This is a genomic window from uncultured Pseudoflavonifractor sp., from assembly GCF_944387805.1.
Taxonomy (GTDB): domain Bacteria; phylum Bacillota; class Clostridia; order Oscillospirales; family Oscillospiraceae; genus Pseudoflavonifractor.
In genome coordinates this window covers 45231-69118 of the sequence record NZ_CALXGI010000008.1, presented here as the reverse complement: position 1 = coordinate 69118, position 23888 = coordinate 45231, and the positions used below count along the sequence as shown (strand labels likewise).

Sequence of the window (23888 nt, the reverse complement as noted above, 5' to 3'; positions counted from 1 at the left end):
CGTGCAGCTCATATGCTGTCAGCGAAAGGGGGTATTTCTATGGAAGATGCTATAAATTACAAGAGTATTTTTCGGAATGAAAGCAGCACGCCGGACGTGGACGCCTATACCCGCATCTGGCTGGAGCTGGTCAAGCGCGCTGCTGAACAGGAACTGTACCAGAAAGCGCAGGCGGCAGATGGGAACAGATAAGGCGGCTATATACTGCCGTCTGTCCGAAGAGGACCGGGATAAACGGCTGTCCGGCGGCGACAGCGGCAGCATTCAGAATCAGAAGGCCATGCTGGTCCAATATGCGGCGGATCAGGGTTGGGAGGTACATCGTATTTACAGCGACGATGACTATACAGGTTCAGACCGCAGCCGGCCAGCCTTTCAGCAGCTGCTCCGCGATGCACGGCTCAGGCGGTTCAATATTGTCCTGTGCAAAACTCAGTCCCGCTTTACACGAGAACTGGAACTGGTTGAAAAGTACATCCATGGGCTGTTTCCTCTCTGGGGCATTCGTTTCGTCAGCATCGTGGACAACGCTGACACCAACAACAGGGGAAACAAAAAGTCCCGGCAGATCAACGGACTGGTCAATGAGTGGTATCTGGAGGATATGTCGGAAAATATCCGCAGCGTGCTGGATAACCGCCGGAAAAATGGGTTTCATATTGGCGCCTTTGCCCTCTATGGCTACCGGAAAGACCCAGATCACAAGGGCCGCCTGCTTGTGGATGAAGAGGCGGCAGCCACTGTGCGCCAGGTCTTTGTTCTGTTTTCCCAAGGCTACGGAAAGACTGCCATCGCGCGGCTGCTGAACGCCCAGAGTATCCCCACTCCCGGAGAATACAAGCGCATTCACGGCCTGTCTTACCGTAACCCGCAGACGTGTATCGGGACGCGGTGGACCTATTCCTCCATCTCTTCTATGCTGCGCAATGAGATTTACGCGGGCAACATGGTACAGGGGAAATACGGGAGCGTATCCTATAAGAGCAGAAAAAACCGGCCGCGGCCCAAATCGGCCTGGTTTGTAGCCGAGGGCACCCATGAAGCCATCATTGAACGAGACCTGTGGGATCGGGTCCAGGCACTGCTGTTGGAGCGGAGCCGCCCCTTTGCATCTGGGCAGATCGGGATTTTTGCCCGGAAGGTGCGGTGCATGTCCTGTGGAGGATCCATGCGCACCTCTAAAAGCCGGGGGAAGCATTACCTCCAATGCCGGAACCGATATGTGGATCGTGATGCATGTCCAGGGGCATTTATACCGGTCCAATTGCTGGAACTTGTTGTTCTGGGTGCAATTAGACGCCTCTCGGCAGAATATTTGGACCAGGATATGCTGGTGAACAGCATTGCATTGGATAACCCGCTCGATATTCAGAGAAAACGACTGGGAAGCGCTATATCAGCCAGAAAGAAACAATTGGAAGAGTATGCTTCCGCCCTGCGAAACCTCTACCTGGACAGGGCCCGTGGACTGGTGGATGATCAGAGCTTTCGAACTCTTTTGGATGCGCTAAACCGAGAGAAAGCGCAAACGGAATCTGTGCTCCGGGCAGAACAAAACAGCATGGATCAGCTGTGTGCTCAGCCTGACTTGAAACCTGCTTCAGAGCGACTGATACGATATCTCAGCCCGGACCATCTCACTCGGGATATGGTGGAGCTGCTGATTGACTACATTGCAGTAGGCCGGAGGAGTCCGGGCAACAGGGTGCCACCTATTGAAATACACTGGAAATTCTGAATTGCAGAGCTTGCAGCACATTGACGACTTATTTTGTTAGAAGTATAATGCTCTTACAGGAGGGAGAAACGTGAAAAAGGTGGAATTTGTAAGAGCAAAATCTGAGCTGAGCGGTTACGGCTTCGGAAAGGGCAGCAAATATAGCTTTGACGGCGTAGAGGACATTATTCGGGAGCGGATTGCCCAGGGCTGGACCTACTGCGGATATGTTCCCATTGAGACCAGAGGCACTGGCGACATCGAGACCATGTCTCTGGTATTCCAGAAGGAGGAGTAAAGCCATTCTCTATTTTCGGTCAGCATATAAAATGTCGGATACGATGGAAAATCATTGACAAACCCCGCTTTTTTCGATATACTGACCTTTGCCATGTGATATGAGTTTTTACAGAGTATCCATGCAAATATTTCTTCTGACCACCCCTTGGGTTAAGGCCATACGGACAGCCGGGTCAACTGCCGAAGGCAATTGAAATGTTGCCATTATTGATTGAGTTAAAAGCTCAATTTTATAAGTTGGTTCTATCAGGTACCGCCGCGTAATTCCGCGCATCAACTTGTAAAACGGTCAATAAGAGTAGTAAAAGTAAGTATTTGCTATATAGACTCTGTATGAAGCTGTATCAACCGACTTCTCAGGACTCACTGGGGTTCTGCCGCCCGTTTGGCGGCGGCCCCTTCTCTTGCGCTGTGCTATGAGGGTGGTTTGGCTTTATAGAAATGACTGTTTTACAGGTAATGTGATTTATCACATTACCTGTTTTTCTTTTCTGCGGCACCGCAAACAGGAAGTATTACAGTCCCCGGCTGGGGGCTGAACAGGAGTGTTGGGAAATGGGAGAGAAAATGAGGCTTTATGGCTTCAATAATTTAACCAAGGCGCTGAGCTTCAACATCTATGATGTATGCTACGCCAAGACCCCCCGGGAGCAGAAGGACTACATCGCCTATATCGACGAGCAGTACAACTCGGAGCGTCTGACCAATATTCTGACCTCCCTGACCGACATGATTGGGGCCAAGGTGCTCAACATTGCCAAGCAGGACTATGAACCTCAGGGTGCTTCGGTGACGATTCTCATTGCCGAAGGCTCCATGATCCCGGCAGGCAAGACCCAACTGGCCCACCTGGACAAGAGCCATGTGACGGTACATACCTACCCGGAGTACCACCCGGAGACCTGCCTGGCTACCTTCCGGGTGGACATCGACGTAGCCACTTGCGGAGAGATCACTCCCCTGTCCACCCTGGACTACCTGATTGGCTCCTTTGACTCGGATATCATCACCATGGACTACCGGGTCCGGGGCTTCACCCGGGACGTGAACGGCAAGAAGCTCTTTATGGATCACACGGTCCGGTCCATCCAGGACTACATCGATCCCGCCACGCTCCGCCGCTATGACGCGGTGGATGTGAACGTATACAGCGCCAACCTCTACCACACCAAGATGATGCTGAAAGATATCAACCTGCAGAACTACCTGTTCAAAACCGACGTCTATGAGCTTCCTCCCCAGGTGCGGCTTGAGATTATGGATAACATCCGCCGTGAAATGATTGAGATCTTCAGCGGCCGCAATATCTATTGATAGGAGATGAGAAGCATGCCGGTACTGGACCAGACCAGCGCCCCCATCTATGAAGCGCTGGAGCGATTCCGCAGCATGCGTGTGGTTCCCTTTGACGTCCCCGGCCACAAGCGGGGCCGGGGCAACCCGGAGCTGACCCGTCTGCTGGGCGAGACCTGCGTGAGCATGGACGTTAACTCTATGAAGCCCCTGGACAACCTGTGCCACCCTGTCTCAGTCATTCGGGATGCAGAGAAACTTGCGGCGGATGCATTCGGTGCAGCCCACGCTTTCCTGATGGTGGGCGGCACCACCAGCGCCGTCCAGAGTATGGTGCTCTCGGCGGTCAAGGGCGGAGAGAAGATTATTCTGCCCCGAAATGTGCACCGCAGCGTCATGGGCGCCATGGTGTTGTGCGGCGCCGTCCCTGTCTACGTCAATCCGGAGTGTGATGACCGCCTGGGCATCCCCCTGGGCATGAAGGTCAGCGAGGTGGAGCGGGCCATCTGTGAAAACCCGGACGCCAAGGCGGTTCTGGTGAATAACCCAACCTACTACGGCATCTGCTCCGACCTGAAAGCTATTGTGGAACTGGCCCACGCCCACGGCATGCTCTGTCTGGCTGACGAGGCCCACGGCACCCACTTTTACTTCCACGAAGACCTGCCTATGTCCGCCATGGAGGCAGGCGCGGATATGGCTGCTGTATCCATGCACAAGTCGGGCGGAAGCCTGACTCAGAGCAGTCTGCTGCTCACTGGCCCTAATATGTCCCCCGGCCACGTGCGGCAGATTATCAACCTGACCCAGACCACCAGCGCCTCCTATCTGCTCCTCAGCAGCCTGGATATCGCCCGGCGGAACCTGGCCCTCCGGGGACGGGAGGAGTTCGGCCGGGTGATGCAGATGGCAGACTACGCCCGGAAAGAGATCAACGATATTGGAGGATATTACGCCTTCAGCAAGGAACTCATCAACGGCGACAGCGTATACGACTTTGATATCACCAAGCTGTCAGTCAACACTCTGAATATTGGCCTGGCGGGGATTGAGGTGTACGACCTGCTGCGGGACGAGTACGACATCCAGATTGAGTTTGGCGATCTGGGCAATATTCTCGCCTACCTCTCCATTGGCGACCGCCCCCGGGAGATCGAGCGGCTGGTGAGCTCTCTCAGTGAGGTGCGCCGCCGCTTCGGCAAAAACAGCAGCGCCGGGCTGATGAAGCAGGAGTACATTGAGCCGGAGGTTGTGGTGTCTCCGCAGAAGGCCTTCTACGCCCCCAAGGAGAGCCTGCCGCTGAAGAATACCGTGGGCCGGGTGTGCAGCGAGTTTGTTATGTGCTATCCCCCTGGAATTCCTATCCTCACGCCGGGTGAGCGTATTACGCAGGATATTATCGCCTACATCCTCTATGCCAAGGAAAAGGGCTGCTCCATGACCGGCCCAGAGGACCCCGATATTACCTGCCTGAATGTTTTGGACTTAAAGGAGGACTGACGGTATGGAGCTTTGGTTTCGTGAGGCTCACACTCCCAATGTAAAGCTGTCCATCCGGGTGGACAAGCAGCTGTACAGCGGACAGAGTGAATTCCAGCGGATTGACGTGTTCGACTCCCAGGAGTTTGGACGCTTCCTCACCCTGGACGGCTACATGATGCTCACTGAGAAGGACGAGTTCATCTACCACGAGATGATGGTGCACATCCCCATGGCCGTCCACCCCAATGTGAAGGACGTGCTGGTCATCGGCGGCGGCGACGGCGGTGTGGTGCGCGAGCTGTGCCGCTATCCGGAGATTGAGCACATTGACCTGGTGGAGATCGACCCCCAGGTGGTGGAGGTGTGCAGGCGGTATCTCCCCTTCACCACCTGCAGCCTGGACGACCCCCGTGTGTGCATCCACTATGAGGACGGTCTGCGGTACGTCCGCACCCCTGTGGAACAGTACGACCTCATTATTGTGGACTCCACCGATCCCTTCGGCCCCGGTGAGGGACTGTTCACCCGGGAGTTCTATGGCAATTGCTCCAAGGCTCTGCGGTCGGACGGCATCATGGTCAACCAGCATGAGAGTCCCTTCTACCAAGAGGATGCTATTGCCTGCCAGCGTGCTCACAAGCGGATTGTGGAGTCCTTCCCTCTGGCCAAGGTATACCAGGCCCACATTCCCTCCTACCCCTCCGGCCACTGGCTCTTCGGCTTTGCCAGCAAGAAGTACCACCCCCTGCGGGACCTGGACGAGGTCCGCTGGAACGCCCGGAAACTCAGCTGTAAGTACTACACCACCATGCTGCACAAGGGCGCGTTCTATATCCCCGCCTACGTAGAGGAGCTGCTGAAAAATGTTGAATCCGCAGATTGACGTATATATGGGCTGCGACTGCCCCTTTGAGCAGGCCGAGACCGTGCTCTTCGGCGCGCCCTTTGACTCCACCACCTCCAACCGGCCCGGCACCCGCTTCGGCCCCTTTGCCCTGCGGAGGGAGTCCTACGGGCTGGAGCTGTACAGCCCCTATCAGGACAAGGACCTGTCTGACTGCGCCGTGCTGGACAGCGGTGACCTGGAGCTGTCCATGGGCAGCTCGGAGCTGGCTCTGGCCGACATTGAGGAGAGAGCCGAGGAGATTCTCTCCGCCGGCAAGCGCCCCTTTCTCATCGGCGGCGAGCACCTGGTGACCCTGGGCGCCTTCCGGGCGGTGCACCGGAAATATCCCGATGTGGCCATCATCCACTTCGACGCCCACACCGACCTGCGGGAGGACTATCTTGGCGTGCCCCTGTCCCACGCCTGCGTCATCCGCCGCTGCTGGGAGCTCACCGGAGACGGCAAGATCTTTCAGTTCGGCATTCGCTCCGGCGACCGGGAGGAGTGGCGCTGGGGCAGGGACCATGTGACCTGCCATCCCTTCGGCCTGGACGGTCTGGAGAACGTGGTGGAGCGGCTGGGCGACGCTCCCGTCTACTTCACTGTGGACCTGGACGTAATGGACCCATCGGTGTTTCCCGGCACCGGCACCCCCGAGCCGGGCGGGGTGTCCTTTGACGCCCTGCGGCGGGCTGTGACTCTGGTGTGCAGCCGCTGCAACGTGGTGGGCTGCGACGTCAACGAGCTCTGCCCTCCCTTCGACCAGAGCGGCGTGTCCAACGCGGTGGCCGCCAAGGTGGTCCGCGAGATGCTGCTGGCCCTCAGCAGCGTGAATTGAGTGTCTGTTATTTTTCAACATACAGGAGGAATGAAACATGGCAAAGGTTCTGATTATTGGCTGCGGCGGCGTGGCCGGGGTGGCCATCCACAAGTGCTGCCAGAACAGCGAGGTTTTTGAAGAGATCTGCATTGCCAGCCGTACCGTCAGCAAGTGCGAGGCCGTGAAGGCTCAGCTGGAGGGCAAGACCAAGACCAAAATCACCACCGCCCAGGTGGACGCCGACAAGGTGGACGAGGTGATCGCGCTCATCAAGCAGGTCCAGCCCGACCTGGTGATGAATATCGCCCTCCCCTATCAGGATCTCACCATCATGGACGCCTGCCTGGCCTGCGGCGTCAACTACATGGACACCGCCAACTACGAGCCTGAGGACATCGATGACCCCGAGTGGCGCGCCGTCTACGACAAGCGCTGCAAGGAGGAGGGGTTCTCCGCCTACTTCGACTACTCCTGGCAGTGGGCCTACAAGGAGAAGTTCGAGAAGGCCGGCCTCACTGCTCTGCTGGGCTCCGGCTTTGACCCCGGCGTGACCCAGGCCTATTGTGCCTACGCCCAGAAGCACCTCTTTGATGAAATCGACACCATCGACATTTTGGACTGCAACGGCGGCGACCATGGCTATCCCTTCGCCACCAACTTCAATCCCGAGATCAACCTCCGGGAGGTGTCTGCCCCCGGCTCCTACTGGGAGAACGGCCACTGGGTGGAGATCCCCGCCATGTCCATCAAGCGGGAGTACAACTTTGACCAGGTGGGGCAAAAGGACATGTATCTCCTCCACCACGAGGAGATCGAGTCTCTGGCCAAAAACATCCCCGGTGTCAAGCGCATCCGCTTCTTCATGACCTTCGGCCAGAGCTACCTGACCCACATGAAGTGTCTGGAGGACGTGGGCATGCTGTCCACCACCCCCGTGGAGTTTGAGGGCCATCAGATTGTACCCATCCAGTTCCTTAAGGCCCTGTTGCCCGATCCCGCCTCTCTGGGCCCCCGCACTGTGGGCAAGACCAACATCGGCTGCATTTTTACCGGCAAGAAGGACGGCAAGGAAAAGGCTGCGTATATCTACAACGTCTGCGACCACCAGGAGTGTTACAAGGAGGTGGGCTCCCAGGCCATCAGCTATACCACCGGCGTGCCCGCTATGGTCGGCGCCATGATGCTCCTCACCGGAAAGTGGAATAAGCCCGGCGTGTACACCGTAGAGGAGTTTGATCCCGATCCCTATATGGACGCGCTGAACAAGTGGGGCCTGCCCTGGCAGATCAACGACAACCCCGCCCTGGTGGACTGAGCCATGGCAGAGCTGCGCACTCCCTATTTTCTGGTGGATGAGGAGCGGCTGGTCCGCAACCTGGAGATTCTGAAGGACGTGGCGGAGCGCTCCGGCGCCAAGATTCTGCTGGCTCAGAAGGCCTTCTCCATGTTTGCCTGCTATCCCTTGCTGGCGCGGTACCTCTCCGGCAGCACCGCCAGCGGTCTCTACGAGGCCCGTCTGGGGAAGGAATATTTTCCCGGCGAGGTCCATGTGTTCTCCCCCGCCTACCGTGAGGATGAGTTTCAGGCGCTGTTGGAGTACGCCGACCATTTTGTCTTTAACTCCCCCCGACAGCTGGAGAAGTACGCCCTGCGGGCCAGAGAAGCGGGTAAGCAGGTGGGTCTGCGGGTCAACCCCGAGTGCTCTACACAGGAGGGCCACGCCATCTACGATCCCTGTTCTCCCGGCTCCCGGCTGGGCACCACTCTGGCCAACTTTAAGCCTGAGCAGCTGCCTCTGCTTGACGGTCTCCATTTCCACACCCTTTGTGAGCAGAACTCCGATGACCTGGAGACCACCCTGGACGCCTTTGAGACCAAGTTCGGCCCCTATCTGAAGGGTCTCAAGTGGCTCAACCTGGGCGGCGGGCACCATATCACCCGTACCGACTATGACCGGGAGCGGCTCATCAGATTGGTGCGCCGTCTGAAGAAGCGCTATGACGTGGAGGTCTATCTGGAGCCGGGCGAGGCGGTGGTGCTCAACGCCGGGTTCCTGGTGACCAGTGTGCTGGAGACTCTGCACAACGGCATGGACATCGCCATTCTGGACACCTCCGCGGCCTGCCACATGCCCGACGTGCTGGAGATGCCTTACCGGCCGCCCCTTCAGAACAGCGGCCAGCCAGGTGAGAAGGCATATACCTACCGCCTGGGCGGTCCCACCTGCCTGGCGGGTGATATCATTGGGGATTACTCTTTTGATAATCCCCTTCAGGAGGGAGACACACTGGTTTTTGAGGACATGGCGCTTTACACAATGGTTAAGACAAACACCTTCAACGGTACGCCTCTCCCTTCCATCGTCTGGCAGGATAGGGCTGGCAGCCAGCGGGTGATCCGGCAGTTCGGGTATGAGGACTTCAAAAGTCGGCTCTCCTGAGGTTGTGCTTATGCCAACGCAGCAGAGCAGAAAGCACGCGTGACCTACGACAATATTCTGCGTATGTCTGACGACCCTGACGTTAACGACGTGATTCGCTTCCTCCGAGAGCGGGAGATCGTCCATTTCCAGCGCTTTGGCGAGGCGATCCGCCTGGCTAAGGAGAAGATGGATCAGAAAAACGTCTATTTTACAAACCCTGCCTTTGATAAATAAAACACAAGGGCCCCCGGCACGTGCCGGGGGCCCTTGCTCACAATGTACTGCTAATTGCTCCGTTTTTTCTCCTCCCAGTCTTTGCGCTGGGCAGCCTCCTCATAAAGACGCACATAACTGGCATGCCTGCTGGGAGCAATTTTTCCCTCCTTGAGCGCTGCAAGAACTGCACAGCCTTTTTCCTTTACATGAGCGCATCCTGTAAATTGACACTGTTCCAAGTAAGGAGCAAATTCCTGGAATGTAGATGCAAGGTCCTCTTTCCGGCAGCCCTCCATCTGTTCTGTATCAAAGGAGGAAAATCCCGGCGTGTCGGCAACAATGGCACCATTTTTCAGGCGAAACAGCTCCACGTGCCGGGTGGTATGCCGACCGCGCCCCAGCTTGTCGCTGACCTCCCCCACCGGAAGGGCAAAATTGGGGGCCAGTGCATTGAGAATGCTTGATTTTCCTACACCAGAGTTCCCTGTAAAGGCAGATACCTTACCAGAGATTATCTCCGCCAGAACCTCAATCCCCTCCCCTGTTTCAGCACTGACCCGCAGCGTGGGAAAGCCAGCGGATTGATAGATCTGGTAGAGAGACTGGGCGGCATCCAGGTCGCACTTGTTGATGCACACAACGCTCTGGCAGCCCTTCCAGGCCGCTAATGAAATCATACGGTCAATTAGAAAGGGATCTGTCACAGGAATAGCGCCAGAGGCAATAATCACCATTTGGTCAATATTGGCCACTGCAGGACGCTGAAACTGATTGCGGCGGGGTAAGATCTCGTCTACGGTCCCACTTTCATCCGGGAGTTTTGTAAACCGTACGCGATCTCCAACAAGAGGCGAAATTCTGGCATGACGGAAGCGGCCTCTGGCCCGGCACGCTGTGGGTGGAGCGCCACTTCCGTCATCTACATAATAGAAGCCGCTGAGAGCTTTTAAGATAATTCCTTCACTCATTTGACAAAATCAATATAGGTTGTACTCTGAAGCTGATCATCCAGATAGACACACACTTCTGCCTGCATGGTGCCCTCCGGCGCGCTGAGAGGAGGCGTAATGACGCGGAATACAGTATCCACTGTGTCGTCATACTGGGTCTGTCCATTCACTGTTACCACCACATGGACCAAGTCCCGATCGGAGGGCAGTTCAATCCGCACAGTCTTCTGCACCGTAGGCTGAGAAGAGGACGGCGGTGGGCTGGGGATCTGGCTCTCTGACGGAGGTGTCGTGGTCTCGCCATCGCTCTCGGTTGGCTCAGGCGACTCTGTGACCGCTGCGTTGGGATCTGGTCCCTTGCTGACTGTCAGGTTAACGATTGTCTTGGGCAGAACTTCTGTTCTGGGCTCTTTATCCTGGCTGACCACGTAGCCGACAGGCTGAACGTCGTCATAGACCTCCACAGGGGTTCCCAGAATCAAATCCATCTTCTCCAGCCACTTCTTGGCCTCCTCCAAGGGCTGGCCCCGCAGATCGATTATGGTAACGGGTTGGAGGTCGGGTCCTGTACTCACCACCAGCGTGACCTCATCCCCCGCCTTAAGCGCAGTTCCCTCTTCAGGACTCTGGAAGATAATATAGTCCTTTGTGACTTCCTCCGAAGCCTGTTCCTCCACCTTGACGACAATTCCCTTGCTCTCCAGAAGGGTCTTGACCTCATCCAGCTTCTTGTTTTCATAGTCGCCCATTTTGATATCAGCAGAACTGCCGCCACTGACCGTCACTTTAATGGTACGCTCACCTGACTGAACCTGGGTGTTGGCATCGGGACTCTGGTCGATGATTTCTCCCTCCGGATGCTCCTCGTCTTCTACTGTTTTTTCCAGTTCAACTGTAAAGCCATTTTCCAATACAGTATTGTCGTTCTGCGCCTCTTCCAGCGTCATTCCCACTACGCTGGGTGTGGTGTAGAGCGGAATCTCTGGGTTAAGAAGCGGCCCCAGGAAGGAGACCCATAAAAAGTAGCCAATTCCGGCCAGGAAGATAACAATGGCCCCTACGGCCAGAATAACCGGAACAGGGCTCCCCCGTTCTGCCCTGCCTCGCCGGTCATCATAGTCGTCATATCTGTCATCGTACACATCGTCTCGACTTTTATGGCGCCGTGGATGCTCTGCCATATCGCCTCCCTGACTCTGGCCGCTTGCCTGACGGGCTGCAGCACTGCCAGACCCGTGGAATGTACGATGCGTTCCACCGGGATTCACCACCTGAGTAGGTTCGTCGCTGCTCTCCAACAGGTCAACATCGCCATAGTCAAAGTTGATGTTGGGGTTCTTCCGGAACTCCTCCAGGTCTGCCAGCATGGCATCAGCAGAGATGTAGCGCTGATCCACATTGGATGCCATGGCCTTCATGGTGATCTCCTCCAGCGCCTCGGGGATATCCGGGTTGATCTCCCGGGGAGAGAGCGGGATGGAGTTGATGTGCTGGATGGCAACTGAGATGGGCGAGTCGCCCTCGTAGGGCAGACGGCCAGTCAGCATCTCATAGAGCACAACGCCGGCAGAGTAGATGTCGCTGCGGGCGTCAATATAGCTGCCTCTGGCCTGCTCAGGGGAGATATAGTGGACAGAGCCCAAAGCCTCCTGGGTCAGGGTATTTTGTGCCGCGGAGGTAAGCCTGGCAATACCAAAGTCAGCTACCTTTACACTGCCGTCCCGCAGGACCATAATGTTATGAGGTTTGATGTCCCGGTGAATGATGCCGCGGCTATGGGCGTGGGAGAGACCTTTCATAATCTGGGTAATAAAGTGCAGGGCCTCGCGCCAATTCAGCGGCTCCCCTTTTTTCTGCATGTACTGCTTGAGGGTAATGCCGTCGATCAGCTCCATGACGATATAGTCCAAATCATCGGAGTGGGAGACATCATATACTGCCACAATATTGGGGTGGGACAGCATCGCGACAGCCTGGGACTCGTCGTGGAACCGGCGGCGAAACTCGGCGTCCTGGGCCAAGTCGCTCTTCAGAATTTTGATGGCGACCAGCCGGTTAAGCCGGTGGCAGCGGGCCTTATATACCACTGCCATACCGCCGGAGCCGATGCGCTCCAAAATTTCGTATCGGTTATCGAGTAATTTACCTATGTATTGATCCATGGTAAATCTCCTCCTCGAGGGCCTTGTTCACATCAGGTGAGAGTGGCCGGATTTTCGTGCGGCTAGAGCAGAGGCCTCTGGCCGCGGCGCTGTCTGTTGTGCCTGACAGCTGGCATTCTCCGCATATTGGAACAGCAGGGTGTATTATACCTGAATCAGTACTGCCGTCACATTGTCAGGTGCACCCCGAGACATGGCGATATCCAACAGCCGGCGGCAGCAGTCCTCCTTCTCTCCGCCGTGGATGATCTCATAGAGCAGCTCCTGATCCGTGACAATATTGGACAGCCCATCGGAACATAGGAGCAGGCAGTCCCCTACTGCTAAGTCCAAGTGGTACAAATCAGCACGCACACGCTCTTCTGCGCCTAAAGCACGTGTGATCAGATTTTTACGGGGGTGGAGTCGGGCTTCTTCAGGGGTAATCCGTCCCTTTTGAACCAGATCCTCTACCACAGAGTGATCACGTGTTACCCTGGAAATCCCAGTTTCTGTCACCAGATAGCATCTGCTGTCCCCGATATTGAGGATGTGGGCGCTCCGGTCTGTCAACAGTACCGCCACCATAGTAGTGCCCATGCCCTGACAGGCTGGATCACTGACTGCCCTGTCAAACACCGCTCTATTGGCCTGCTCCGCAGCCCGGGCCAGAGCATCATCCGGCTCCTGAGCATCAATACTGCCGCTGCGCAACGCCTCTACAAAGGTGTCCACCGCCAGTGTACTGGCCACATTGCCAGCCTTGGCGCCGCCCATTCCATCACAAACAACCGCCAGCGCCAAATTTCCTGGTACATCCAGGTAATAGGCATCCTGATTTTGATGTCTGACAGCACCACGATCTGTGATACCCCAAGCTTTTATCATGTCGATTGCCTCTTCTCTGTGGACAGTTTCCACACTGCCATCCATCCGAAATCGGGCGGCAGCTTCCGCTCAGTTCTCCTGCATAGCCTTTCTGCGCAGCTGACCGCAGGACGCGTCGATATCCCCGCCCAGCTTGCGCCGCACCGTCACCGTGATCCCGTGTTGCTCCAGCCGCTTTTGAAATGCTTCTACCCTGCGGCTCGGCTTCAGCAGGCTCTCTTTCACCTCGTTGAGCGGGATCAGATTCACATGTCCCGGCGTTCCCTTGAGATGCTTGGCCAGCAGGTCGGCCTGCCAATCAGAGTCATTGACGCCGTCAATCATGGCATACTCGTAAGAAATTCGCCGTCCGGTTTTTTCAAAATATTGGCGGCAGCTTTTGAACAGTCGCTCCACACCAACAGCCTTATTTACCGGCATAATACGGGAGCGGGTCTCGTCATCCGGCGCGTGCAGGGAGACAGACAACGTCAATTGTAACCGAAGATCGGCCAGTTTGTCAATTTTTTCGACCAAACCGCAGGTGGACAGGGATATATGGCGCATGCCGATATTGAGGCCATCCGGATGATTTACCAGCTCAAGGAAGCGCATTACCGTGTCAAAATTATCAAGTGGTTCGCCAATTCCCATCAGGACAATATTGGAGATGGGCGCCCCGGAATCCAGCTGGGTAAAGAGTACCTGGTCCAGCATTTCAGACGGTGTCAAGTTTCTCACCTTGCCGCCCAGAGTGGACGCGCAGAAGGCGCATCCCATCCGGCATCCCACCTGGGAAGAGATACACACAGTATTCCCATGGTGGTAGCGCATCAAAACAGTTTCAATGCAGTTTCCATCTCTCAGCCGCCAAAGGTATTTGATGGTCCCGTCCTGAGCTGAGACCTGTTTCCGCTCCACAATAGGCGCTGTAATATAGCAGCTGCCGCTCAGCTTTTCCCGCAAACTTTTGGAGAGATTGGTCATCTCATCAAAGGAGACGGCGCCCCGGTGGAGCCACTGGAACACCTGCTTAGCTCGAAAAGCCGGCTCCCCCAGCTCCCGGAAGTAGTCTGCCATCTCCCTTTGGTTCATAGATTTGATATCGGTCATAACTGTGTCGCTCCTAAATGGCAGCTGCCGTTCCGTTTTTTCTCCTCAGCTTCGCAATAAAAAAGCCGTCGGTCCCATGGCGCTGAGGCCAAAAGGTAAACATGCCGTTTTCCGCCCTTCCAAGGGGCGCCGGCAGTTGAAATTTCTCAAGTGTAAAGTCATGGTTCCTGTCAAGAAAACCTTGTATTACATCGCCGTTCTCCCGCTCCAGTAAGGTACAGGTGGCATAGAGCAGTACACCGCCCGGCTTTACATAGGTGGCAACATTGTCCAGAATAGCGCTCTGCACTGCTGGCAGTCCTCGCAACGGCTCCGGGTCCTTGTAACGAATATCCGGTTTTTTGCGGATAATACCCAGTCCAGAACAGGGCACATCGGCAATCACCAGATCAAATGCATTCTCAAAGGCGGGGCGATGTTTCTTCCCGTCCATTACAGCGGTCTTGATACAGGTAAAGCCAAGCCGCTCTGCGCCGGCCTGAATCAGCTTCTCCTTATGGGCGTGGATGTCGCAGGACAGAATCTCTCCCTCTCCGTTCATACGGATGGCGGCGGCAAAGGTCTTGCCGCCAGGCGCAGCGCAGGCATCCAGCACTTTCATCCCCGGCTTAGGATCCGCAGCTTCTACAGCCAGCCGGGCAGCCGGGTCCTGAATATAAAACAGGCCTTCCCGAAAAGCGGTAAGGTGCTCCAGATTACCTGTTCCTGTCAACACCAGGCAGTTAGGCAGCCACGGATGCGGCTGTGCCGCCACGCCGGCCTCTGACAAGCGCTCCAGCGTCTGCTCCATGGTGGTCCGGCAGATGTTGATTTGGGCCGTAATAGGGGGCTGGCCATTATCTGCCTCCAGCAGGGCCTCGGCCTCCTCGCTGCCCAAGAGATTGGTAAACTCCCGCACCAGCCACAGTGGGTGACTGTACCGGATGGAGAGATACTCCTCGCGGCTGTCGCTCTCAATCACTGGCAGGCGGTCAATGTTTCGGGATACGTTCCGAAGCACACCATTGACCATACCCGCAGCCCGAGGATTCTTGCAGTGCTTCTTGGTCAGCTCTACTGACTCGTTTACTGCCGCGTTATGAGGAATCTTGCTCATAAAGGCCATCTGGTAAACCCCCAGGCGGAGGGCATTACGCACCTTAATCTCCATCTTCTCAGGCCGTGTAGTAGAGAATTTTCCAATATAGAAGTCCAGCAGCATCCGGTTCTGGAGCACCCCGAAGCACAGCCGTGTAGCCAGAGCCGCGTCCCGGCTGTCCAGACCAGACTCCCGCAGTGTTTTTTTCAGGAACCCGTCAGACCAGGCTCCCTGCCGCTCACAGGCGGACAGCGCCAATAGCGCGGTCTCCCGGGCAGTTTGATCGGCGCTTGACATGGGTGTCCTCCTCTTTCTCTCTGTCTTTATGCGGCAGTCCATTGATTATGCCGCTGTATTTTTAAAATCATCCCTGAGACTGAACAGCAATGGGATGGCCCAGCAGATAATCCGCCGCCTTCATCCGCTTTTTGCCGGGAGCCTGGAGCTCGGTAATGCGAAGCACAGTGCCCTCTCCGCAGGCCACGTCAATCCCGTGCTTTCCAGCAGCCAGTACAGTACCAGGCTGGGCCTGGGTCTTGTCTCCCGTCTCTTCTGTACGGTAGACCTTGATAGTCTCGCCAGTCAGCTTCTCTGTGGATGCCACAGGCCAGGGCAGCAGGCCCCGAACCTGGCAGTGAAGGGCGTGGGCGGTACGGCTCCAGTCCATGGGTGAGAGCTCCTTGCTCAGCATGGGAGCAAGGGTGGCATCTGCCCCGTTCTGGGGGGTTCGCTGCGCGATCCCCGCCTCAATGGCGCTAACCGCCTGCACCAGAAGTCCGGCGCCCAGAACAGACAGGCGGCGATACAGTTCCTCCGCCGTCTCATCAGGGCCGATCTCCGTGGACTCCTGGACAATGATATCCCCTGCATCCAACTCCGTAGCCATATGCATAATGGTCACACCAGACACTGTGTCCCCGTTGAGCACCGCCCAATTGATAGGCGCTGCTCCCCGATATTTGGGCAGCAGGGACGAGTGGACGTTGATGCATCCCTTGGGTGGACAGGCCAGAATCTCATCCGGCAGAATTCTGCCGTAAGCTGCCACCACGATCAGATCAGGCGCCAGAGTCTGAATCTGAGCCAGAGCGGTGCCGTCCCTCATCTTCACCGGCTGGAAAACGGGGATATTGTGTGTGATGGCGCACTCCTTTACAGGCGTTGGCTGGAGCCTGTTCTGATGCCGTCCTACCGGTTTATCCGGCTGGGAAAACACCCCGCAGACTTCATGTCCGGCAGCCACCAGGGCCTCCAGAGAGGGGACAGCAAATTCAGGGGTGCCCATGAAGAGAATTCTCACGCCTGTCCCTCCTGCTCCATCAGCTTCTCCAGCTCATCTGAGGTGTAGAGCTTGTCGGTCAGCTCAGTGAAGAGGTGGCCGTCCAAATGGTCCAGTTCATGGCAGAAGCAGCGGGCGGTCAGGCCCTCGTCCTCTACCTCAAACCACTCACCCTGTCGGTTCTGCGCCCGGACTTTAGCCTTCATGGGACGCGTCACCTTGCCCCAGCGGCCGGGAACGGACAGGCAGCCCTCAAAGCCCACCTGCTCCCCTTCCGTGGCAATGATCTCCGGGTTAACCAGTTCAATGACCTGGTCCTCCCCATTAATAACCACTACTACCCGCCGCAGAATACCGATTTGAGGGGCCGCCAGACCTACGCCGCCAGAGTCCCGCAGGGTCTCTATCATATCGTCCAGCAGGACAGATAATTTCTGGTCAAAATTGGTGACAAGATGGGCCTTTTTCGTCAGTACAGGGTCACCTTTTGTAAGAATGGTCCGAAGCGCCATATTATGTTCCTCCTTAATCCGTGGGATTTACATCTGCAAACACAGATACCCCTTTCATTTCCTTATCACTGTGGGCGGCACAGAGCAGCGCGGCCACCAGCGTGCGCATAGTCTTTGAATTATGCCCAGATATGGTTAGATGGTAGCGATACCGATTGTTGACCTTGGCCACTGCGGCGGGTGCCGGGCCCAGCAGCTGAACATCCAAGCCCTGATAGGCCGGATCGGAAAACCAGCGCTCCAGAGTTTGGCGCAGCCGGACGCACATCCGTAATACTCGGCTCTCCTCCGTCCCGGAGGCGGTGAGTACAAAGAGATCCGCAAAGGGAGGGCAGCCCCGCACACGGCGCATGGTAATTTCCTGCTGATAAAAGGTATCGTAATCCTGAGCAGCTGCGGTGGTGATAACCTCGTTTTCCGGCGTAAAGGTCTGGATGATGGCACGACCGCTCTTTTCTCCCCGGCCGGCCCGTCCCACCACCTGAGTCAGGAGGGAAAAGGTTCGCTCTCCTGCCCGGTAGTCGTCGACATATAAGGAGAGATCTGCTGAGATAACGCCAACCAAAGTGACATTTTCAAAGTCCAGTCCCTTAGCCACCATCTGCGTACCCACCAAAATGGGCACCTTCTCCTTCTCAAAGCGGGAAAGCAGCTTCTCGTGGGACTGTACGGCGGACACGGTGTCTGTATCCATCCGCATAACCTCGGTGCCGGGAAACAGCATCTCCAGTTCTTCCTGTACCTTCTGGGTACCGCTGCCGATGAAGTGGAAGGCCCCGCCGCAGTGGTGGCAGGCATCCGGCAGGCGCTCCGAATGGCCGCAGTGGTGGCACATCAGCCGTCCGTTGGCTGAGTGGTAGGTCAGATAAGCAGAGCACCGGGGACAGGACGGCACCTCGCCGCATTCGCCACAGGCAGCCATCCGGCTGTTGCCACGGCGATTGAGAAAGAGGATGCTCTGCTCTCCCCGGTCCAAATTTGCCCTAAGCTCCTCCCGGAGCTGCTGGCTGATATCAGATCCGTTTCCGCTTCGAAGTTCTCGCTTCATATCCACGATATGCACCTGGGGAAGCGCCTGGGTGTTGTACCGGCTGCGAAGGATAAACAGATGATAGACCCCGGTTTTAGCCAGATACATGCTCTCCACAGATGGGGTTGCAGAGCCCAGCAGGAGTACTGCTCTGCTGCGGACACAGCGGAACTTCGCCACGTCCCGGGCATGATACCGGGGAACATTTTCGGATTTATAGGTATACTCCTGCTCTTCATCCAGTACAATGAGCCCCAGATTTTGCAGCGGCGCAAACACTGCTGACCGGGTACCAATAACCACCCTGGCTTTTCCAGTACGCACCCGTTTCCATTCGTCATACCGTTCCCCAGCCCGCAGAGAGCTGTGGAGCACAGCAATGGCGTCACCAAAGTGGGAGGTAAAAATGTGCAGCAGTTGGGGTGTCAGTGCAATTTCAGGCACCAAAACCATAGCGCTTTTCCCCCGCTTGAGGACCTCCTCAATAAGACGGATATAGACCTGAGTCTTGCCGCTGCCGGTCACACCGTAGAGCAGAGCAGCTGCTGACTCTCCCGCCTTACACAACTGGTTAATCCCCTCAAAGGCCGCTGTCTGTTCCCTATTAAGCACCACCGGCGGCGCGGGCTCAGTCTGCTCCGGTACGACCCGGCGGAATACCTCTCGCTTCTCCATTACGGCAATTCCGCTTTTTACCAAAGACCGCAGCGTGGCCGGAGAAGCTCCGGTAAAATAGCAAATCTCCTTGGATGAGGCCTGCCCCACTGCTGACAGCAGTTCTACCACCGCGTAGCGCAGAGGAGCGGTTTTCCTCTTCGGTGTCACCAGAGCAAGAGCCTCCTCCGGCGGCACAGCCAGGGATACCACCTGTTCGGTCTTGTCTCCTACACCACGGGACGCGCTGGTCTCCAGGGTCAGGATTCCCCGCTCTGTCAGCAGCTTAATGGCCGGATTAGGGTCCTTAGTACCAAACGCTGCCCGAATCTGTCCCATCTCAGCGGTACCGCCGCAGGCATACGCCAGATCCAGAATCCGGCGTGCATGGTCGGACCTGCCGGCTGCCTCATAGGCGGCCTCCTTATCCACACCCTTGGTGATGTGATACTGGTCCTGGAGCGAGAAATACAGCCCCGCCGGGAGCATGGCACGTGCCGCCTCATATACTGTGCAAAAATACCGCTCCCGCATCCACAGGGCCAGCTGGATACTCTCGCTGTCCAGCACGGGAGCATCGTCCAGCAGGGCAATAATTGCTTTCAGCCGCGGGCCGGGCTGCCCTTGGCTCAGAGCCAGGATAATGCCCTCAATCCGGCGGTTTCCCGCGCCAAAAGGCACTAAAACCCGCATACCGGGGGCAGCAGTTTCCCGCAGTTCGTCGGGGAGCAAATAGTCGTAGGGCTTATCAATTGCAAAGGTAGCCGCGCTGAGAGCTACTTTTGCCAGAATGACATGTTCCACGCTTCTGCTCCCCCCGATGATGAGACTTGTCCAACTATCCCGCAAAAGGCAAGTGACAGGCGCTGCCGCCCTTTCACTTGCCTTCCGGAGAAATCTGTGTTTCCTTTACTCCTCATCCTCGGCGTGAGGAATGCACTTACCTTCCGCTACTTCCCGCAGGGCCAGGGAGACGGGCTTATCCTCCAGGGAGATGCCCTCCTCCTCCGCCTCACTGGCAATCTGGCGGGCACGCTGGGCCACTACGTTCACCAGCATATAGCGGCTGGGGATCTGGGCGAGAAGTTCATTCATTGCGGGTTTCAGCATCATAAAGCATCGTTCCTTTCTTTGGGCCGCGTCCGCCGGAGCACGGCGGCGCGCGTTGGTGGCAAACAGTATGAACAACTGTTAGATTCCATCCACAAGGGCAAGGCGGTTTCGGGTCCGGCAGTCCTCCGCCGTCAGGATAGAGATAATCTCTGCCGCCGCGGTGGACACCTTGTCATTGACCACCAGGTAGTCGTAGTTGGGAATTTGGCGGTACTCCTCCCGGGCCTTCTGGAGTCGTCCTGCTATAACATCTTCATCGTCAGTAGCCCGGCCATGGAGCCGGCGGGAGAGCTCCTCAAAGGAGGGCGGAATAATGAAAATCAGCACAGCCTCCGGACATTTGCTGCGCACCTTGGCCGCACCCTGGACCTCAATGTCCAGCAGTACATCAATGCCGGCAGCCAGCTTGTCCTGAATAATCTTGAGAGAGGTGCCATAGTAGTTACCGACGTACTGGGCATATTCCAGCAATTCATCGGCGGCAATCATCCGCTCAAACTCCTCACGGCTGACAAAGTTGTAATTTACGCCGTTCGCCTCGCCTACACGGGGACTGCGGGTCGTGAAAGAGACGGAAAAATAGATGTCCTTCCTCTCTCCCAGCAATTCCGCAATTACAGTGCTCTTTCCCACCCCGGAGGGGCCGGAGAGCACGATCAGCTGTCCGCGAGTCTTCTTCTTTTTTATCATCCCTCGTCATCCTCCTCGGTTACCGGGTCCGGTGCGTCCTTGCCGCTCAGGCGGCCCGCCACGGTCTCCGGCTGAATGGCCGAGAGGACGATATGGTCACTGTCCATAATCAGAACGGCTCGGGTTCTGCGGCCGTAGGTGGCATCAATCAGCATGCCTCGGTCTCTTGCTTCCTGGATCATACGCTTGATAGGTGCGGATTCCGGACTCACAATGGCAATGAGCCGACCGGCGGAGACCATGTTGCCAAATCCAATATTGATAAGCTTCACTCTGAACCGCCCCTTTACTCAATGTTTTGGACCTGCTCCCGGATTTTTTCAATTTCCGCTTTGATGTCCACCACATGGCGGGCGGTCTCAATATCGTTGCATTTGGAGCCGATGGTGTTGGCTTCCCGGTTGAACTCCTGAATCAGAAAATCCAGCTTGCGGCCAATGGCGCCGCCCTGATCCAGCATATGGGACAGCTGGTCCAGATGGCTTCTCAGGCGCACCGTCTCTTCGTCCACAGCTACCTTATCCGCAAAGATGGCAGCCTCGGTGAGAATGCGGCTCTCATCAATTTGAGTATTCTGCAGCACCTCTGCCATCTTGGCCTCCAGCCGGGCCCGATAATCTGCCACAATGCCGGGGGCGCGTTCCTCAACCAGCGCCGTCAGGCTGCCGATGGTAGCGGCCCGCCCGCGGATATCCTCCTCCAGCTTGCCGCCCTCACGGGTACGCATGGCGTCAAAGTCTGCCAGGGCCATATCCAATACCGTACAGATATCGGCGGCCACCGCCTCCAAATCTTCCGGGCTCTTCTCCACCAGAAACACGTCCTGGAATCGGGAGAGCAGCGAGACAGAAATATCGTCCCGCAGGCCATAAGTATCCCGCATCTGGCACAGCGCGGAGTAGTAACCGTCTGCCACACCCCTGTTCAGGGAGATAGATACATCACCCGTCTCAGACTGTCCGATGGTCACAAAGATATCCACCTTGCCGCGGGAAATGCTTTTCTGTACCCGGGTCTTGATGGCCTCCTCCGCAAAGACATAGATCCGGGGCAGCTTGATGGTGCAGTCAAGATATCGGTTGTTAACGGAACGGAGCTCCACTGTAATGGTACGTCCGTGGAGCTCTGCCTCGCCTTTTCCATAGCCGGTCATGCTCTTCACCAAAGGGCTCGCTTCCCTTCTTTCGATTGTTTAGCAATATATTATATCAGATTTTTTTTACTTTGAAAACCCTTATCTCCGCCGTATCGCCTTATCTATTCTGGCTGCATAGAGCATCACCAATTTAGAGAAGCCGTAATCATAGACCAAGAATACCACATTCCCGCCCGCGTAGAGTACCCACAGCTGCTCAAACACTGCGGGGAGCCCGGCAAGCAGCGCATCCCGCAGCACAAACCAGCAAAAAGTGAGTACCACATTGAAGAATACCAGCTTGCACAGCCACTCCAGCGGGGCCCGCCGTAACCGCTCAATCAAGCTCTTTACCATGGGGTACACACCGAAAAAAATCAGATAGAGCAGTACATTTCCTTTATCAGGCGAGAGAATAAGGCCCAGAATACCAGCTACTGCCCAGCACAAGAAGCCGGAGTGAAGGCCGCCGGAGATGACAGCTGCAGCGTTGACCAGGCCAGCCACTGCCACAATTCCCATCCGTCCCGATGGGGAAACAGCTGCCAGCAGCAAAATTACCAGGGAAAGAGCGGCAAGGACACCAACCAGCGCTACCTGACGTGCCCCTGAATTTCGCTGTCTCATCTCAGTTGCAGCCTCCACACAGGCACTGCAAACACATCAGCGTGCTGCAGCAGTCACAGGCATCCATGCCTACGCCCGTATTGCCGTAAGGACGATAGGCTTGTCCACCCTGCTGCATCATGTTCAGCGCCTGACGGTACTCCATGTTGCCCGGGTCAGCGTTACAGGCAATTTGATATTGCTGCCGCGCCTCGTCCAGCCAGCCCCGGCGATAGGCAATGCAGCCGGAGAGAAAGTGCCACTCCGCATCCTGAGCGGGAGCCTGACGCAGCAGATTCTCTGCGGCGTCAATATTGCCGGCATTAATGGCCTGCCGTACCCGGCTGTACAGATTGCCGGCGGAAGAAGACTGACTCTGCTGCTGATAGCCGTAGCCATAGCTGCTGCCGCTCTGCTGGTAGGCGCTGCCGCTGTAGCTTCCGCCGCTGCGCATCTTATTGATGGCGTCGTAGGCCTCGTTAATTTCCTTCATCTTTTCCTCAGCCAGATCGGCCAAGGGATTGTTCTGGTAGTTGTCCGGATGGTATTTCCGAGCCAGCTCGCGGTATGCCTTTTTAATCTCCTCATCGCTGGCATTGGGGGAAACTCCGAGTACGCTGTATGGATCGCTCATGTATTTCTGTCTCCTGTCCTAAATCATTGACATCTATCTCTGTTGGGATCTGCCCGAATCAACGCCCAAAATTGTCCGCCGCTTCATCTGCTTCCAGCATCCGCGGAATACCATTTCTTCTACCATGGGCATTCCCAGACACAGGATATTTCCCAACACCGGCTCCCAGCAGCCCCGATTTAACAGGGCAAACGCAGAGAGAGCCAGATTGCGAGAGTGGAGCAGGGTAGTACGCAGGTATTCCTGCTCTGCCTCTTCCCTGCCGCCAAAGCGGGCATGGATGGGATTATATCTTCCGGCAGAAACATCTTCTTGAAGGTCATCCCATGCATCAATCAGATAAATCCATCGTCCCACATGATAGAGCAGCTGTCCCAACGCCCGATCCTCTGCCTCATTCTCTGTCTTAGGTGCTGCGGCCTGGAGAATCCGGGCAAAAGTGTCTGCCGTCCGGTCCAGTGAAGGCGTATCTGACTTCTCCAGCCGGCGCAATGTCTCCAGCTGACGGCAGACTTCACGGTCAAATTCCGGCCGTGCTGCCGCCGCCCGGCGGTAGCCTCTCCGAAGAAGCAGAGAGAGTGTGCGGGCGCCGATCCGCTCCCAGAAGCCGCCGTCCTCAATACTGTCACGCACTTTCCAGTAGCTGAGAATGACGCTCTCATCCGCCGCAGCCTCCAGCCACGGTCCGGAAGCGCAGGTACATTTCTTACGCAGGAAGAGCTTGGCGGGACAGCGGCGCATGCAGGTAGACGGTCTGCGTTCCGGCGGAGAAAGCAGCATGGCCAGAAAGGTAAAATCATAATTGAGCAGCATCCGGGCCGTAAAGCCGCAGCGCTTGCCCATCACCTGGCACAGGCCGCAGTACATGGCCTGGTAGTCCTCCAGTTCCCGGACCTTTAGCTCCTCGCGGTTGGGTCGAATATAGCCAAACATATCAGCTTCGCCTGCCG

24 protein-coding genes and 1 pseudogene are annotated in these 23888 nt (G+C 56.4%); 10 read left to right on the top strand and 15 right to left on the bottom strand.

The window, feature by feature from the left end; genetic code table 11:
- Nucleotides 1-39: 39 nt before the first annotated feature.
- The 10 genes and pseudogenes from Q0K06_RS03940 to Q0K06_RS03895 all read left to right on the top strand — a co-directional run.
- Nucleotides 40-192 (top strand): hypothetical protein, encoded by a 153-nt coding sequence (locus Q0K06_RS03940; protein ID WP_294548846.1) that lies wholly within the window; start codon nt 40-42, stop codon nt 190-192.
- Nucleotides 179-1738, top strand: coding sequence for a recombinase family protein (locus Q0K06_RS03935; protein ID WP_294548845.1), 1560 nt, complete (start codon nt 179-181; stop codon nt 1736-1738). Before Q0K06_RS03940 ends, Q0K06_RS03935 begins: the two co-directional genes overlap by 14 nt.
- 70 nt (nt 1739-1808) lie before the next feature.
- Complete coding sequence (locus Q0K06_RS03930) at nt 1809-2015, top strand: DUF4177 domain-containing protein (RefSeq protein WP_294548844.1); 207 nt, start codon at nt 1809-1811, stop codon at nt 2013-2015.
- Nucleotides 2016-2572: 557 nt separating this feature from the next.
- Entirely contained in the window at nt 2573-3331 is a 759-nt protein-coding gene (speD, locus tag Q0K06_RS03925; protein ID WP_294518332.1) for an adenosylmethionine decarboxylase, read from the top strand.
- 6 nt (nt 3332-3337) lie between these two features.
- Complete coding sequence (locus Q0K06_RS03920) at nt 3338-4810, top strand: aminotransferase class I/II-fold pyridoxal phosphate-dependent enzyme (protein ID WP_365924572.1); 1473 nt, start codon at nt 3338-3340, stop codon at nt 4808-4810.
- A gap of 4 nt (nt 4811-4814) precedes the next feature.
- Complete coding sequence (speE, locus tag Q0K06_RS03915) at nt 4815-5675, top strand: polyamine aminopropyltransferase (protein WP_294548842.1); 861 nt, start codon at nt 4815-4817, stop codon at nt 5673-5675.
- Nucleotides 5656-6516 carry an agmatinase gene (speB, locus tag Q0K06_RS03910; RefSeq protein ID WP_294548841.1) on the top strand — a complete coding sequence of 287 codons (861 nt, stop codon included), beginning with the start codon at nt 5656-5658 and terminating at the stop codon, nt 6514-6516. The genes speE and speB overlap by 20 nt, the downstream gene beginning before the upstream one ends.
- A gap of 37 nt (nt 6517-6553) precedes the next feature.
- On the top strand, nt 6554-7813 hold the full coding sequence (locus tag Q0K06_RS03905) for a saccharopine dehydrogenase family protein (RefSeq protein ID WP_294548840.1): 1260 nt from the start codon (nt 6554-6556) through the stop codon (nt 7811-7813).
- Between the two features lie 3 nt (nt 7814-7816).
- Nucleotides 7817-8938: a carboxynorspermidine decarboxylase gene (nspC, locus tag Q0K06_RS03900; RefSeq protein ID WP_294548839.1), complete on the top strand. Its 1122-nt coding sequence runs from the start codon at nt 7817-7819 to the stop codon at nt 8936-8938.
- An 18-nt stretch (nt 8939-8956) separates the two neighbouring features.
- A pseudogene (locus Q0K06_RS03895) lies at nt 8957-9154 on the top strand (manganese catalase family protein); the annotation flags it as partial.
- A 50-nt stretch (nt 9155-9204) separates the two neighbouring features.
- Here the strand turns inward: Q0K06_RS03895 and rsgA are convergent.
- The 15 genes from rsgA to Q0K06_RS03820 form a co-directional block, all read right to left on the bottom strand.
- Complete coding sequence (gene rsgA / locus Q0K06_RS03890) at nt 9205-10104, bottom strand: ribosome small subunit-dependent GTPase A (protein ID WP_294548838.1); 900 nt, start codon at nt 10102-10104, stop codon at nt 9205-9207.
- Nucleotides 10101-12248, bottom strand: a complete 2148-nt coding sequence (gene pknB / locus Q0K06_RS03885) for a Stk1 family PASTA domain-containing Ser/Thr kinase (protein WP_294548836.1) — start codon at nt 12246-12248, stop codon at nt 10101-10103. Before pknB ends, rsgA begins: the two co-directional genes overlap by 4 nt.
- Before the next feature lie 144 nt (nt 12249-12392).
- A complete protein-coding gene (locus Q0K06_RS03880; protein ID WP_294548871.1) occupies nt 12393-13115 on the bottom strand; it encodes a Stp1/IreP family PP2C-type Ser/Thr phosphatase in 723 nt (240 codons plus the stop codon).
- Nucleotides 13116-13184: 69 nt separating this feature from the next.
- Entirely contained in the window at nt 13185-14207 is a 1023-nt protein-coding gene (gene rlmN, locus Q0K06_RS03875; RefSeq protein ID WP_294548833.1) for a 23S rRNA (adenine(2503)-C(2))-methyltransferase RlmN, read from the bottom strand.
- 13 nt (nt 14208-14220) lie between these two features.
- Entirely contained in the window at nt 14221-15582 is a 1362-nt protein-coding gene (gene rsmB / locus Q0K06_RS03870; RefSeq protein WP_294548830.1) for a 16S rRNA (cytosine(967)-C(5))-methyltransferase RsmB, read from the bottom strand.
- Between the two features lie 67 nt (nt 15583-15649).
- Nucleotides 15650-16585: a methionyl-tRNA formyltransferase gene (fmt, locus tag Q0K06_RS03865; protein WP_294548828.1), complete on the bottom strand. Its 936-nt coding sequence runs from the start codon at nt 16583-16585 to the stop codon at nt 15650-15652.
- Entirely contained in the window at nt 16582-17076 is a 495-nt protein-coding gene (def, locus tag Q0K06_RS03860; RefSeq protein WP_294548825.1) for a peptide deformylase, read from the bottom strand. The genes fmt and def overlap by 4 nt, the downstream gene beginning before the upstream one ends.
- A 13-nt stretch (nt 17077-17089) precedes the next feature.
- Entirely contained in the window at nt 17090-19564 is a 2475-nt protein-coding gene (priA, locus tag Q0K06_RS03855) for a primosomal protein N' (RefSeq protein WP_294548822.1), read from the bottom strand.
- A gap of 105 nt (nt 19565-19669) precedes the next feature.
- Nucleotides 19670-19873: a DNA-directed RNA polymerase subunit omega gene (rpoZ, locus tag Q0K06_RS03850; protein ID WP_294519254.1), complete on the bottom strand. Its 204-nt coding sequence runs from the start codon at nt 19871-19873 to the stop codon at nt 19670-19672.
- 78 nt (nt 19874-19951) lie between these two features.
- Entirely contained in the window at nt 19952-20563 is a 612-nt protein-coding gene (gene gmk, locus Q0K06_RS03845; protein WP_294548819.1) for a guanylate kinase, read from the bottom strand.
- On the bottom strand, nt 20560-20835 hold the full coding sequence (gene remA / locus Q0K06_RS03840; RefSeq protein ID WP_294548817.1) for an extracellular matrix/biofilm regulator RemA: 276 nt from the start codon (nt 20833-20835) through the stop codon (nt 20560-20562). The genes gmk and remA overlap by 4 nt, the downstream gene beginning before the upstream one ends.
- A 14-nt stretch (nt 20836-20849) precedes the next feature.
- Nucleotides 20850-21716: a YicC/YloC family endoribonuclease gene (locus Q0K06_RS03835; RefSeq protein ID WP_294548868.1), complete on the bottom strand. Its 867-nt coding sequence runs from the start codon at nt 21714-21716 to the stop codon at nt 20850-20852.
- An 81-nt stretch (nt 21717-21797) separates the two neighbouring features.
- On the bottom strand, nt 21798-22325 hold the full coding sequence (locus Q0K06_RS03830) for a hypothetical protein (protein WP_294548814.1): 528 nt from the start codon (nt 22323-22325) through the stop codon (nt 21798-21800).
- A gap of 1 nt (nt 22326) precedes the next feature.
- Complete coding sequence (locus Q0K06_RS03825; protein ID WP_294548811.1) at nt 22327-22938, bottom strand: DnaJ domain-containing protein; 612 nt, start codon at nt 22936-22938, stop codon at nt 22327-22329.
- A gap of 33 nt (nt 22939-22971) precedes the next feature.
- Entirely contained in the window at nt 22972-23871 is a 900-nt protein-coding gene (locus Q0K06_RS03820) for a DUF5685 family protein (protein ID WP_294548808.1), read from the bottom strand.
- Nucleotides 23872-23888: the final 17 nt, after the last annotated feature.